Source organism: Paenibacillus herberti, from assembly GCF_002233675.1.
In the GTDB taxonomy this organism is placed as follows: domain Bacteria; phylum Bacillota; class Bacilli; order Paenibacillales; family Paenibacillaceae; genus Paenibacillus_O; species Paenibacillus_O herberti.
Genome location: NZ_NMUQ01000001.1, coordinates 1688744 through 1703665 on the forward strand (window position 1 = coordinate 1688744; position 14922 = coordinate 1703665).

Below are 14922 nucleotides of genomic sequence, written 5' to 3' on the forward strand. Positions count from 1 at the left end.
AGAAGCGGAATTGTGGCTCGGAAATCCGAAGCAAGTAGTCGAAGTTACTTGAGAAGCGGAATTGTGGCTCGGAAATCCGAAACAAGTAGTCGAAGTTACTTGAATGGCGGAAATGTAGCTCGGACAGCCGAATCAAGTAGTCGAAGTTACTTGAATGGCGGAAATTTGGCTCGGAAAGCCGAACCAAGTAGTTGAAGTTACTTGAGAAGCGAAAATGTGGCCCGGAAAGCCGAAGCAAGTAGTCGAAGTTACTTGTTGGTTGTCGCTCCGCTAGAATGCACTAGGGGAACATCTGCGATTTTAAAAAAATGAGGATCTCTCAAGCCACTAGAGGCACAAACATAAATAGGGCCTCCGCTTGTCCGCTGACAACCAAAAGCCAGGACAGCGATCATGAGCTGCCCCCCAATTATTAGACATCATCTAGTAATTGGAGGTACCGTTCATTCCTGGTCCTGGCTTTTGATCTAACTATTGGTCCTGGCTTGCTTCAACACGAGGGAAAAGCTGTGTGACGGCGTCATTTTTGTCCACCTGAACGAGAGCTCTACCGATGGACTTGCGATCCTCAATCGGCGTCTTCTCCGTCAGGAAGCGCTGCTGGCCGCCTCCAGAAAGTAATGCTGTCAGCTCGCGCGGCTTTTTGGAGTACCAAGCCCCAACAAGCTGGGAGCCGTTCGGCTTAACGCGTTTGCCTTCTTTGAATTCAAACGTGGTTACACCTTTGCCACCGCGCCCTTGAACGGGATAATCCGCGAGCAGGCTGCGCTTGGCATAACCGAGATCGCTGATGACGAGAATCTCGCCCTCATCGTCCGGACCGGCTTCCAATGCGGCTGCCAGCTCGTCGCCATCCTTGAGCTGCATGCCACGGACACCGCCCGCGACACGGCCCATCAAGTTAACCTCAGATGCCGGGAAGCGAATAGCGAATGCCTGACGGCTAATAAGCAGCAGATGTCCTTCGCCTTGTGTGAGCTGCACCTGGATGACCTCATCACCGTCTGCAACTTTGCAGGCCGCAATCGCGGTTGAGCGATTCGTGGCGTAGTCCTTGAGCTCCGTGCGCTTAACCTGTCCCTTCCTCGTGAAGAAGAAGAGCGATTGGTTCGACTGCTGAATATCTCTTACCGGAATGACGGCTACGATGCCGTCATCCTTCGGTATCGGAATAACGTTGACGATAGCCGTACCGGCATCCTTCCACTTGAACTCCGGAATCTGGTACACCGGCAGCATGTAGTAGCTACCCTTACGGGTGAACACGAGCAGGCTGTCGATTGTATTGCATTCAAGCAGATGACGGATCACATCGCCTTCCTTCACACCGGCAGCGTCGGTCTCACCGCCGCTGCGCGTGAAGCTGAGGCGGCTCGTACGCTTCACATAACCATCGCGACTAATCGCAACGAGTACATCCTCGGCGCTGACCATCACCTCAAGACCAACCTTCAGCTCCTCAACTTCACCGCGAATTTCCGAGCGGCGGTCGATGCCAAACTTCTCGCGGATTTCCAGCAGCTCGTCCTGAATGACTTTGAGCAGCTTACGCTCGCTATCCAAAATCGAACGCAAGTACTGAACCCGCTTCGCGATTTCATCCAGTTCTTTCTGCAGCGAGTTAATTTCCAAGTTCGTCAGGCGGTACAGCTGCAAGGTGAGAATCGCGTCAGCTTGACGCTCGCTGAAGCCGAATTTCTCCACGAGGTTATTTTGCGCATCGCCGCGGTTTTTGGACGCTTTGATCGCTGCAATGACCTCATCGAGAATGTTCAGCGCCTTGACAAGACCTTCCAACACATGCGCGCGGTCCTCGGCTTTATCCAGCTCATACTGCGTGCGGAACGTGACAACTTCCTTCTGATGGGCGATGTACGCATCCAATATTTCTTTAACGCCGAGCTGACGAGGCGCCTTATTGACGATCGCGACCATATTGAAGTTGTACGTCACTTGCAGATCGGTTTTTTTGAAAAGGTAGGCGAGAATACCGTCGGCATCTGCATCCTTCTTCAGTTCAATGACGATACGCAGGCCTTCGCGGCCGCTCTCGTCGCGTACCTCGGCGATGCCGTCGACCTTTTTCTCCAGGCGGATGTTCTCCATCGCCGTGACGAGTCGAGATTTAACCACCTGATACGGAATTTCGGTTACGACAATCATCTTTTTGCCACCGCGCAGTTCTTCCACTGCCGTCTTAGAGCGCAGATGGATGCGGCCACGGCCGGTCGAATAGGCATCGCGGATGCCTTCCTCGCCCATGATGATGCCGCCAGTCGGGAAATCCGGTCCCTTCATAATCGCCATCAAATCGGTTAAAGAAAGATTGCTATCCTTCATAATTGCGATACAAGCGTCGATGACTTCCCGCAAATTATGCGGCGGAATTTCAGTTGCGAAGCCCGAAGAAATTCCGCTCACGCCGTTCACAAGCAGATTTGGATAACGTGCCGGGAGTACAACAGGCTCTTTGGTGGTGTTATCAAAGTTATCTTTGAACAGCACCGTGCGCTTCTCAATATCGCGCAGCAGCTCCATTGCGATCGACGACAGCCTTGCCTCCGTGTAGCGCATTGCCGCTGCTGGATCATCATCCATCGAGCCCCAGTTGCCATGCCCGTCGACGAGTGTATGACCGAGCTTCCAAGGCTGCGCCATACGCACCATGCCCTCGTAAATCGAGGAGTCACCATGCGGATGATAGTTACCCATGACGTCGCCGACCGTTTTGGCCGACTTGCGGTAAGGCTTGTCAGGCGTATTGCCGGAATCGTACATAGCGTATAAGATACGCCGCTGCACCGGCTTCAAACCGTCGCGCACATCCGGGATGGCGCGGTCTTGAATGATATATTTTGAGTAGCGTCCGAAGCGGTCGCCGACGACTTCCTCGAGGAATGCCGGCAGAAATTGCTCGTTTAAACTCATAGAGCCAGTCCTCCTATTCCTCGTATTCCGTGAAGTCTACATTGTCGATGATCCAGCGCTTACGAGGATCTACTTTGTCGCCCATCAGCGTGGATACACGCCGTTCTGCCTTGGCCGCATCGTCGATCTGAACCTTTAGCAGCGTGCGGGTTTCGGGATTCATCGTCGTTTCCCACAGCTGATCCGGGTTCATCTCGCCGAGACCTTTGTAGCGCTGCAGCTCGAAGTTTTTACCCATCTCTTTGCTGTAATTGTTCAGTTGCTCGTCCGTCCAAGCGTAGCGCACCGTTTGCAGCTTGCCGGATTTACGGGACATTTTGTAGAGAGGCGGCTGAGCGATATAGATTTTCCCGTTGTCGATCAGCGGTTTCATGTACCGGTAAAAGAACGTCAAAAGCAGCACTTGGATATGCGCTCCGTCGGTGTCAGCATCCGTCATAATAATGACTTTGCTGTAGTTGCACTCCGACGCTTCAAACTCCGGTCCAACCCCCGCACCGATTGCGGCGATAATCGCTTTGTACTCATCGTTTTTGAGAATGTCCGCCAGGCGGGCTTTCTCTGGGTTCATCGGCTTGCCCTTAAGCGGCAAAATCGCCTGATACTTGGAGTCGCGGCCCTGCTTGGCAGAACCGCCGGCGGAGTCGCCTTCGACGATGAACAGCTCATTGCGCGTAGAATCTTTGGATTGCGCTGGCGTCAGCTTGCCGCCGAGGTTGGACGATTCGCTGCGTTTTTTGCCGCTGCGGATCTCCTCGCGTGCTTTGCGAGCCGCCTCACGCGCCTTCGACGCTTGAATCGCTTTTTTGAGCAGCATCTGGCCGATCTGGGGATTCTCCTCCATGAAAACAGCCATTTTGTCCGCTACAACCGCATCCACGGCGCTGCGGGCACTGGAGCTGCCGAGCTGATCCTTCGTCTGGCCAACGAACTCAACTTCGGACATCTTGATGTTGATGACGCACATCATGCCTTCGCGCAGGTCGCCGCCTTCGAGGTTTTTGTCCTTCTCCTTGAGCATCGCCGCGCGCCGAGCATAATCGTTGAGGATACGTGTGTAGGCCGTTTTGAAGCCGGTCTCATGCGTACCTCCGCCGCGTGTTGGAATCGAGTTGACGAAGCTGACAATCGTCTCGGTGTAGCCGTCATTGTATTGCAGAGCCACCTCAACCTCGATATCATCCTTCTCTGCGCTAAAATGAACCGCCTCATGAAGGACGGACTTCTCCTCATTGAGGAACTCAACGAACTGCTTGGCGCCTCCCTCGTAATAGAAGACGTTCTCATGTCCGCTCCGCTCATCCTTAAGATTCACTTTGAGTCCAGAGTTCAGGAACGCGATCTCCTGCAGACGGTCGCCAAGCGTGTCGAAGTTCAGCGCAATATTGCCGTGAAAAACACGGGTGTCCGGCTTAAAGGTTACCTTTGTGCCGGTCTGGCGAGTGGTACCCGTAACAACAAGTCCGGTGACAGGCTCGCCTACATGCTCTTTGCCTTTTTTGTCAACCCAGTACTCGAAGCGTTGTTTATGTATTTTGCCATCGCGGTAGATTTCCACCTCGAGCCACTCCGACAGTGCGTTGGTGACAGACGCACCAACTCCGTGCAAACCGCCGGACTTCTTGTATCCGCCGCCGCCAAACTTACCGCCAGCATGCAGAATCGTGAATACGACCTGCGGCGTCGGGATGCCGCTTTTATGCATTCCGGTCGGAATGCCTCGGCCATTATCGTGTACAGTCACCGATCCGTTTTTGTGCAGCGTCACATTGATTTCTGTACAGAACTTGGCCAGATGCTCATCGACCGCGTTATCTACAATTTCCCATAACAGGTGATGCAGGCCCGAGTTCGTTGTACTACCAATGTACATACCCGGGCGCTTGCGCACTGCGGTAAGTCCTTCTAGAATCTGGATGTCATCCGCATCATAGGAAGGGCTCTTCGCTGTATTTGCCGATTCGGTTGCGTAAAGGTCCAGATGTTCGGCCATACGCTTCCCCCTTTTCTCATTGCCCTAATTCCGACTGAGGGGCAGCACGGTGTGCCATGCGACTCACTCCGGGAACAACTCACGCTATTTTAATTCAATATATCCTGTTTCGTAAAGACACCGAACGACACGATGAGCGCGCCGAGCATCCAAACCCCAAGCACAGAAAGCGAGAAAACGATGTCCATGCCTGCGATTGGCGGAGGTGTTCCCTCCAAATAATCGGTCAAATCGATATTGACGGAGAAAATATATTTGGCTGTCTCCCAGGAGGAGGCCATACCTGCCAAAATGCTGCCTGAGATGACAGCAGCCATCATCGTCACGATGCTTGCCGCCGTGCTGCGCAGGAGCACCGACACCATAAGCGCCAAAATCGCAATTGTCATACAGGATACCCAGATCAGGCCGCTCTGCATGATGACAAACTGCCACTGCGGCACCGGATGCACGCCGCTAACATCGATGGACCCGCTGTTGATAACGAAGCCGGTGAATACCGGCATTGTCCAGCCGCCATATCCGAACACCAAGCCGGATACCAGATAACATACCGCACCTGTCGTAATAATAGCCAAGGAAACATACAACGTCAGCGCGATAAGTTTGCTAAATAGAATTTTCCAGCGCTTGACTGGCCGGGTCAACAACATTTTGATTGTCCCACTTGTTCGCTCTCCTGATACGAGATCGGAGGCTAGGGCTAGAATAAGCAGCGGGAAGAACAAGGATACGGAGCTTGCCATAAACTGCCGGGTGAAAGTTGCCGCATCCGGACTGTTCGGATTGACGTCATGATCGAGGTAATATTGCAGCTGCTGTACCTTGATGCGGTCGTATTTCTTCCATTCCTCCGGCATCCGGTCGCTTGCCAGCGTATTCTGCAAATCGGTGATCTGCTGCTGAATCTGGTTGCGCCAATCTTTGAAATTATCGGCATTTGTCTGCGCCATCCGCATCTGAGCGTAGGTAAAGAGCGGAATTAACACTAACAGGATAAGAAGAATAACATAGAATCGCTTCTTTTTCCAAATTTTTAACGTCTCGTTCTGAATGAGCGGCAATATATCCATCATACTTGACCATCCTCCGTCAGCTGCAGGAACAACTCTTCCAGCGTCGGAGCGACACGCTGCACAGCAGCGATCGAGATCCCCTCGGCGACCAGCTTCTCAATAAGCTCGGGGATAAGGTCTTCATGGACTGTGCTTACAACGGCGCCGGGCAAATAAGCAAGCGCGCTGTCATCCATCCGGTACTCGCCTTCCTCATACAGCTTTACTTCCGCTTGCGCGGCCAAAATCCGGCGTGTCCCCTCTTGGTTATCCGTCTGCCAAAGCACGTAGGAACCCGCCTGGTTGACCAGCTCATCGACCCGTCCGACCGATAACACCCGGCCTCCACTGATGATGGCAACACGGTCACACATCAGTTGAATTTCGCTGAGCAAATGACTGGAGATGAACAGACTCAGGCCAGTCTCGGACAGCATTCGGATGAACTCCCGCAGCTCCTTGATCCCCTTAGGATCGAGTCCGTTGGTCGGCTCGTCCAAAATGAGCAGTTTCGGACGCCCGAGCAGCGCCTGAGCAATACCGAGACGTTGTCGCATACCAAGCGAATAGGTGCCGACCTTTTCATGGATACGCTCATCCAGTCTCACGATAGAGACAACCTCAGCAATCCGAGCTTTATCCACGCCTCTCAGCATCCGGGCAAACTGCTCAAGATTCTCCCATCCGGTCAAATAAGTATACATCTCCGGGTTTTCCACGATGCAGCCGACCTCGGCCAGCGCTTTCTCCGGATACCGGGTTACGCTATGTCCGCCGATCAAAATTTCGCCTTCAGTCGGTTTGATCAAATCAACCAGCATACGAATCGTTGTCGTTTTGCCGGAACCGTTTGGCCCGAGAAAGCCGAATATTTCGCCTGGATACACCTGAAAGTCGACCTCATGAATAATCCATTTGCGGCCAATCTTCTTTTTTAAACCGCGCACATCCAGTACAGGCTGCCCCATCGTTTTATCCGCACGGCCTTGCGCAGCTTCGGAGAAGGCAGCAGGGGTTATTTTCACACGTTCGCGGACAGGATAATCTATCGTCATGATGCTACTCTCCTTTGCTCTCCTCATCCATATCGGCAATCCCTTTGAAAAGTTAATAATCAGGTCAGAGCCTGAATGATCCGTTGGGCAATCCGCTGGTATCCCTGTTGGTTGGGATGAAATTGGTCAGAAGCTATATAATCCGCGGCACGTTGTTGAAAAAGATCCATGATCGGCACGAGCACCGCGTGTTCATCCGAGCCAAGAATTTCGTAGGCTTCATCATTCCATTGCTGCACGGCCGCACTGCCTTCTCGCAGCTCTGGAATGTCGTAAAACGGATTATAAAGGCCAGTGTAGACCAAAGTGGCATCAGGATTGATCTGACGAATCTTCTTAATTACGCTGCGCAGGGAATCCGCGGCTGAGGGAATAGTTGCTTCAATCTCCTCGATGTCGATATCACCGGAGCCCCCGTCTTCTCTCGCTTCCAGCACAGGTCGGAACAAATCATTGCCGCCGATCGTCAGCAAAATAAGATTCGCTTCCCGGATCGGGTATTCCAGTCCTTTGTCAGTACGCAGCATTTCGTCAAGTTCAGCTGCCGTCAAACCGTTTACAGCCAAATTGTTGATCTGCTGCACCGGCTTTCCGGTCTCTTCGCCAAGCCGCTCCAGCACCGTTTTCACATAACCGCGTCCGCTGTTGTCGCCGGCCCCTTTAGTTAAGGAGTCCCCCAGCGCCGTGACGCGAATTTCCTCCGCCTGCTGAAAATTCCCGCCTGACTTCACTTCCTTCACCGGCGCTTGCTCTGTCTGCTGCGCCGCAGGCGTCACTACAAGCAGATCATGCATTGCATAAGCGAAGCCCCCGCCCAGTATAAGCGTTGATGCTAACGCGGTCGTACCCAGAACCCGCCATAATTTGCCGGATGGTATCATCTCTCTTTGGCTCCCCTTGCCAGTAATTTGTAAACTTTAGTATAGGCATCATTCATTTAAAAATAAGCCTTGCGACATCATTTTGCAAATAACAACAAAAAAAGAAGCAGACCTAATGTCCGCTTCCAGCCTTGCATTAATTGCGAGTTCAAAAAGGTCGCGATTCAGCATGGTGGCCTTTTTGAACAACCTCTTTAATTGTATTGAATGGATAAGGACTCTGCTGCCTCCCTAGCGGCAGCTCTTGCACTTTCTGTGTCGGAAGCCGAGCTTAGAGCGACAGCCATGCGCCTGCCTTTGCGCGTCTCTGGCTTACCGAAAACTCGCACTTGGGTAGCAGGAACGGCCAGCGCTTGCTGGAGCCCGGTGATGCGGAAATCCTTGTGGTCACGGGTTGCCTTGAGCGTATGGCTTGCACCCGGCGACAGCAGACGCACGCCTGGGATTGGCAAGCCGAGAATGGCCCGCACATGCAAGGCGAACTCGGACAGATCCTGAGTGACCATCGTCACCATGCCTGTGTCATGCGGACGAGGCGATACTTCGCTAAACAAGACGCCTCGCTCGGTCAGGAACAGCTCAACGCCGTAGAGGCCGTAGCCGCCAAGTGCGTCCGTAATGGCCAGCGCAATCTCTTCCGCTTGACGCCGCTGCTGCTCGCTCATGGGATGAGGCTGCCAGGACTCTATGTAGTCGCCATCCTTTTGGACATGGCCAATGGGCTCGCAGAACACCGTGCCAGATACCGAGCGGACGGTCAGCAGTGTAATTTCGGAATGAAATTGGACAAAGCCTTCCACGATGACTCGTTTCTTCTTGGCGCGGCCGCCTTCCATCGCGTAGTTCCAGCAGCTTGCAATCTCGGCCTCAGAGCCGCACACACTCTGGCCCTTACCGGAGGAGCTCATAATCGGCTTGATGACACAAGGCATGCCAAGTTCCATTACGGCGTCCTTCATTTCCTCAAGTGAATCCGCGAAGCGATATGAAGCGGTCGGCAGCCGCAACGTTTCAGCAGCGAGTCGGCGGATTCCTTCACGGTCCATCGTCAGACGGGCAGCACGCGCTGTTGGCACGACTTTGAAGCCTTCCTGCTCAAGCTCAACGAGTGTGTTCGTAGCTATCGCTTCAATTTCCGGTACGATCAAATCAGGCTTTTCCCGCAGGATCAGCTCGCGCAGCTGCTCTGGATTCAGCATATCGATGACATAGGAGCGATGCGCCACTTGCATGGCTGGAGCATCGGCGTAGCGATCTACGGCAATTGTCTCCACTCCGAGTCTCTGTGCCTCGATTATGACTTCCTTACCGAGCTCTCCAGATCCTAGCAGCAGCATTTTTCGTGCTCCGGAGGAAAGCGGCGATCCATACGACATTATAAGTACCCCCTGTTCATCATAGCGGAACCTCTTTTTGCGAGATTAGGTTCATATCCGAACCTAACCGGGCATTCCAAATAATAGAATTCTCCTCATTTTGGACGGTGTCTATCGAAAAATCAAGTAATAGGAATAGGTTTCCTTGACAGGTATATTCCCTGACGGATATATTTTAGGCATGAAAACGATTTTCCAGGCTCTAGCCGAGCCAAACCGGCTACAGATTGTCGAGCTGCTCCGAACCGGCCCACTTGGGGTCGGCGAGATCGCCGAACGGCTGTCCATGAGTCAGCCGCAAACATCAAAACATTTGAAAGTTCTGAGCGAAGCCGGCTTGCTGCAGATGGAAGCCGCCGCAAATCGGCGGATTTACCGGCTGTCGGCGGGCTCATTTCAGGAGTTGGAGGCTTGGGCCTCTTCTTTCCGCCGCGACTGGGAGCAGCGTATGGATCGGCTGGATGATTATCTTAGCCGTCTGCAGGACGGGAAGTGAGACGCTGGCAGGACGGCTCGTGGGCCGTTTGCCAGTGCTCATTCGTTATATACCGTCGAGAGGTTGTTGGCTCTCTAGTGATTGTAGAAAGGATGGCTCTCTAGTGGGCTGGCGGGCAGCTCTCTGCCGTCAGCATGGCAGAACAGCGCGATAGACAGAGAAGGGCAGGCGTTAAGCCGAAACCCAACTACATGGAACAGCAAAGAGGCGTGCCGTTTCGGCCGCCTTATTCCGCGCCATTTTGCGAGTGAACCAAAGCCGCAATGATGTAGATAAATACAAGTCTAATTTAGAAGAAGATAGAGCAGCTTCCCGAATATCTCGCCGCCTTTATACATAGTGATTGTGACGCATGAAAAAAAGGCGATCATCCATATTAATTTGCGCTCCTTGGCTAATACCCGCGATCCAAACGACATTGTAAGTCCTCCCTGTATGTAATAACGAAACCTCTCGAACTATTTAAACCCTTTTTCCATTCTTCCAAATAATAGAATCCCCTTCATTTTGTACGGCTCGTACCGAAAGATCAAATAAATCCGGTCAATCTCGCAAAAACCAAAATAAGCAGAGCCCACAAATTCCGCGGGCTCTGCTGTCTTTTACAACCAAATTGATCTAGCCTAAGCGGACAAAAAGCGGTATTGAGCTTCAATAAGCCCATAATAAGTGCCGCCATGTCGCATCAGCTCGTCGTGATTGCCCTGCTCGACAATATGGCCATGGTCCATAACGACGATGTTATCGGCGTGACGGATCGTCGACAGGCGATGCGCAATAATGAATGAGGTGCGGCCTGCGAGCAGCGTTTTGAGCGCTTCCTGAATCTTCAGCTCCGTCTCAGTATCGATGCTGGCTGTCGCCTCATCGAGGATGAGAATTGCCGGATCAGCAAGCAGTGCCCGCGCAAAGCTGAGCAACTGCCGCTGACCCATCGACAGCACATTGCCCCGTTCCTGAACCTCGGTGTCATAACCGTCCGGAAGCGTCATGATAAAGTCATGCGCATGCACGGCCCGCGCCGCCATTTCGACCTCATCACCCGTCGCGTTCAGCCGGCCGAAGCGGATATTATCGCGGATTGTACCCGAGAAAATAAACGTGTCCTGCAGCACGATGCCGACCTGCGAGCGAAGGCTCTCAATCGTCACGTCGCGGATGTCCAGTCCGTCGATGCGGACATTGCCTTCCACAGGATCATAGAAACGGCATAACAGGTTGATCATCGTGCTTTTGCCGGAGCCAGTATGGCCGACCAGTGCGATCGACTGTCCCGCTTTTACATCCAGCGAAATGCCCTTCAGCGCCGGACGTCCCTTTTCATACTCAAAAACAATGTTGTCGAAGTTCACGTCGCCCTTGATGCCAGTCAGCATGCGGGCGCGTCCACTCTCCTCCACCGTCGGTTTTTCGTCGATGAACTCGAAGATCCGCTCCGAAGAAGCCATCGCGACGAGCAGCTGGTTATACATCTGGCCGAGCCGATTGATCGGGTCCCAGAAGTTGCCGATGTAGTTGGCGAAACCGACGAGCAGGCCGATGGTAATGACGTCTGTCTGGATCAAATGGGAACCGTACCAGAACAAGATGAGCGTGCCGATGGCCGCAGTCACTTCAATGATTGGGCCAAACATCTGGTTCAGCGCTGAAGCGCGGTCCCAGCTCTTTTTGTTGATCGTGTTCATATGGTCGAAAAACTTGTAGTTCTCCTTCTCCTGAACGTACGCTTGGGTCACCTTGATGCCCTGAATGGCCTCATTCAGATGGGAGTTGATACGTGATTGCTTGATGCGTACATCCTGCCAGGCAAAACGAATCCGTTTGCGCAGCGTGCCGGAGACGATAAACATAAGCGGCACCGTGATCATAACCGCAATGCCAAGCTGGAAGTTCCAGATGAGCAGGATAAGAGCGATACCGATAAGCTGGACGCAGTCCATAAGCAAGTTGACGACGCCGTTGGTGAATAGATCCTGTAGTGAGTTGACGTCATTAGTGACGCGTACAAGCACGGAGCCTGCAGGTCTCTTGTCAAAAAAGCGGAAGCTAAGCTTCTGAATATGCTCAAAAAGTTGCTGGCGCAGGTCGTAAATAACCTTCTGCCCGATAATATTCGTATACTTGATCCGAATCGCATTGGCCACCCACTGAATGATGTAGAGGACGAGCAAAATGCCTCCGAACATCAGCAGTTTGCCCTTATTGCCACCGTTGTCAATGGCGTCGTCGATGGCAAGAATAATAACGGCTGGCGCGGCCAAACGTGTCATAGTTCCAAGTAGCATCATCCCGATCATCGGAATGAGCTGTTTCTGGTAAGGCTTCATATAGGACAGCAGGCGAATGACCTGCTTCCAGTTGAAAGGTTTTTCGATAATATCGTCATCCTGGTACTTAAAACGCTGACGCTGGGCCTCGGCCGCTTCGTTCATGGAAGCGCTCTGTGCTGAGGCTGCCCCGTCCGATTTCCCATTGCTGCGGCTGCTCATCAGGCCGTGCCTCCCTTCGTCAGCGACTCGCCATCATCATGCTGTGGGCGGTCGGCATACTGAATATTATAAACTTCCTGATAAGGACCTCTTTGACGGACGAGTTGATTATGTTTGCCGCGCTGCACGATTTTGCCTTTATCGAGCACAAGAATCTCGTCAGCGTCCTTAAGCGAGCTGATGCGGTGAGCGATGATGAACGTCGTACGGCCTTTCATCAGCTCTTTGAAGCCGGCTTGAATCTCATGCTCCGTCTCCATATCTACGGCGCTTGTTGCATCGTCCAATATGAGGATATGGGGGTTGCGAATGAGCGCTCGCGCGATAGCGATCCGCTGCTTCTGACCGCCGGAGAGGCCCATGCCGCGCTCGCCTACCAGCGTCTCGTACCCGAGCGGCAATTCCATGATGAAGTCATGGGCTTTGGCCAGCTTGGCGGCGCGCTCTATTTCCTCCGTTGATGCATCCTTGTTGGCATAAGCGATGTTATCGCGGATTGAGGCGGAGAAAAGGAATGTTTCCTGGAATACCGTAGCGATCTGGCTACGCAAGCTTTGTACGTCCACATTGCGGATGTCCAGGCCGTCGACGGTGATTTTGCCGTGCTTGACATTATAGGCGTGCATGAGCAGCTGGATGATCGTGCTTTTGCCGGAGCCGGTGCCGCCGAGCAAGCCGATGACAGAGCCGGGAGCCGCATTGAAGCTAATATCGGTCAGCGCAGGTTCCTTGTCCGCGTAGTTAAACGTGACGTTTTCAAAGCGGACATGGCCTTTGACATATTTTTTATCAAGGACAACAGCGTCGGGTACGCTCTTGACATGCACGTATTGATTGAGCAGTTCCAGCACACGTTCGCCGGATGCCTTGAATTGAGTGTAGTTGTTGATATGGAAACCAATTCCCCACATCGGTCCGATAATGTACCAGATTAAGCTGAAAAAGGCGACCAGTTCACCGAGCGTGAGCGCATTGTCAATAACTCGGAAACCTCCGGCAATAAGTAGAATGACTACGCTGAGGTTGGCAAGCAGCTCCATGATCGGAAAGTAACGAGCCCAAATTGTAGCTGCTCCGACCTGGTTCGTCTGGTACGCCGTGCTGCGCACGGAAAACTTCTCCACCTCATGCGCTTCGCGAGCGAATGATTTTACGGTGCGCACACCGCTGACGTTTTCCTGTACCGCTGTTGTCATATGGCTGAGCGCCTGACGCATCTCGCGGAATGCAGGGTGGATGTTTTTTTCGAAACGGAGGGCGGTGAAAATCAGCAGCGGCATTGCCGCAAGCGTAATAAGCGTCAGCTGCCAGTCCATGCTCATCATCATGAGGCCGCCGAACAGAACCATGAGGAACATATTGAGAATCTGTGCAAAGCCGAAACCGATGAATTGACGGATTGCCTCCAAATCGGCGGTTAGACGGCTCATGAGGTCGCCGGTTTTGGCCGTGTCATAATACGTGTAACTCAGCTCATGCAGCTTGCTATAGCTGGCATTGCGAAGCCGATAGGCGACCCGGTTGCCAAGTCTGCCGCCAAAAAAGCCGCTTAGGAAGTTCATGAAACCTTTGAGTGAAACGACACAAACGACGATCAGCGACAATGTGGGTACGGGACCCCAGTTTTCCGGTTTAACAACATCGTCAATAAGGTACCGCAGCAGGTTTGGATAGACCAGTCCCAGCGCGGTTGCGCTAGCCAGACACAGGATAGACGCGAAGATAAACTTCCGCTCCACCCAGTAAAATGGCTTAAGTTGCCTGAAAACCTCCAATTGAGCTCTCTCCCCCGTTAGTTAGGTTGGTTTGTCTGGCGATTTCTGGTGAACATGGACGTATGTTATCAGCATCCTGCAAGTGCGGCAAACGTCTTTTAAGGCCGTATTTCCAGTTTTCTGCGCTTCAGCGGGACTGAGGAACGCTTGATACGGACTAATCTCTCATTCAACGCGAAATCGTCACTTATACGTCACATTCAATCATTTTGCCGGATATAACGCGGATAGTTTAATTTTTAATTATTTTTTCGAGAGGGAAAAAACCAAGCCCATCCGAGGGATGGGCTTGGTTTTTTGGTAGAGATGGTAGCGGTTGGGTCTGGGAAAGGATTGGGGCTGGTTCGAAGCAAGTAGCTTTGGTTACTTGAGTGACGCTCCTGATGCTCGCTTGGAGAGAAGCAAGTAACTTTTGTTGCTTGAATGACGCGCCTGATGCTCACTTGGAGCGAAGCAAGTAGCTTGGGTTACTTGAATGGCGCGTCCGATGCTCTCTTGGAGCGAAGCAAGTAGCTTGGGTTACTTGAGCGACGCGTCCGATGCTTACTTGGAGCGAAGCAAGTAGCTTGGGTTACTTGTGCGGCGCGCCGGATACTCGCTTGGAGCGAAGCAAGTAGCCTGGGTTACTTGAGTGACGCGCCGGGCGCTCATTTGGAGCGAAGCAAGTAGCTTGGGTTACTTGAGCGACGCGTCCGATGCTTACTTGGAGCGAAGCAAGTAGCTTTTGTTACTTGAATGGCGCGCCGATGCTCGCTTGGAGAGAAGCAAGTAACTTTTGTTACTTGAATGGCGCGCCGATGCTCGCTTGGAGCGAACCAAGTAACTTTTGTTACTTGAGTGGCGAGCCGATACTCACTTGGAGCGAAGCAAGTAG

Annotated in this window: 9 protein-coding genes; 1 reads left to right on the plus strand and 8 read right to left on the minus strand. The window is 52.7% G+C overall.

Annotation, left to right across the window (positions count from 1 at the left end; translation table 11 throughout):
* Nucleotides 1–471: 471 nt before the first annotated feature.
* From gyrA to purT, 6 genes are all read right to left on the minus strand, one after another.
* Nucleotides 472–2928 carry a DNA gyrase subunit A gene (gyrA, locus tag CGZ75_RS07755; protein ID WP_089523637.1) on the minus strand — a complete coding sequence of 819 codons (2457 nt, stop codon included), beginning with the start codon at nt 2926–2928 and terminating at the stop codon, nt 472–474.
* A 13-nt stretch (nt 2929–2941) separates the two neighbouring features.
* A complete protein-coding gene (parE, locus tag CGZ75_RS07760) occupies nt 2942–4921 on the minus strand; it encodes a DNA topoisomerase IV subunit B (protein WP_089523638.1) in 1980 nt (659 codons plus the stop codon).
* 89 nt (nt 4922–5010) lie between these two features.
* Nucleotides 5011–5997, minus strand: a complete 987-nt coding sequence (locus tag CGZ75_RS07765; protein ID WP_089523639.1) for an ABC transporter permease — start codon at nt 5995–5997, stop codon at nt 5011–5013.
* Nucleotides 5994–6944, minus strand: a complete 951-nt coding sequence (locus CGZ75_RS07770; RefSeq protein WP_089524607.1) for an ABC transporter ATP-binding protein — start codon at nt 6942–6944, stop codon at nt 5994–5996. The genes CGZ75_RS07765 and CGZ75_RS07770 overlap by 4 nt, the downstream gene beginning before the upstream one ends.
* Before the next feature lie 146 nt (nt 6945–7090).
* Nucleotides 7091–7912, minus strand: coding sequence for a GDSL-type esterase/lipase family protein (locus CGZ75_RS07775; RefSeq protein WP_089523640.1), 822 nt, complete (start codon nt 7910–7912; stop codon nt 7091–7093).
* A 194-nt stretch (nt 7913–8106) separates the two neighbouring features.
* Nucleotides 8107–9288, minus strand: coding sequence for a formate-dependent phosphoribosylglycinamide formyltransferase (gene purT / locus CGZ75_RS07780; RefSeq protein ID WP_089523641.1), 1182 nt, complete (start codon nt 9286–9288; stop codon nt 8107–8109).
* Between the two features lie 181 nt (nt 9289–9469).
* Here purT and CGZ75_RS07785 point away from each other — a divergent pair, with 181 nt between their 5' ends.
* Complete coding sequence (locus CGZ75_RS07785) at nt 9470–9784, plus strand: ArsR/SmtB family transcription factor (protein ID WP_089524608.1); 315 nt, start codon at nt 9470–9472, stop codon at nt 9782–9784.
* A gap of 623 nt (nt 9785–10407) precedes the next feature.
* Here CGZ75_RS07785 and CGZ75_RS07790 read toward each other — a convergent pair.
* Nucleotides 10408–12216 (minus strand): ABC transporter ATP-binding protein, encoded by a 1809-nt coding sequence (locus CGZ75_RS07790; protein ID WP_089524609.1) that lies wholly within the window; start codon nt 12214–12216, stop codon nt 10408–10410.
* Between the two features lie 56 nt (nt 12217–12272).
* Nucleotides 12273–14048: an ABC transporter ATP-binding protein gene (locus CGZ75_RS07795; protein WP_089523642.1), complete on the minus strand. Its 1776-nt coding sequence runs from the start codon at nt 14046–14048 to the stop codon at nt 12273–12275.
* Nucleotides 14049–14922: the final 874 nt, after the last annotated feature.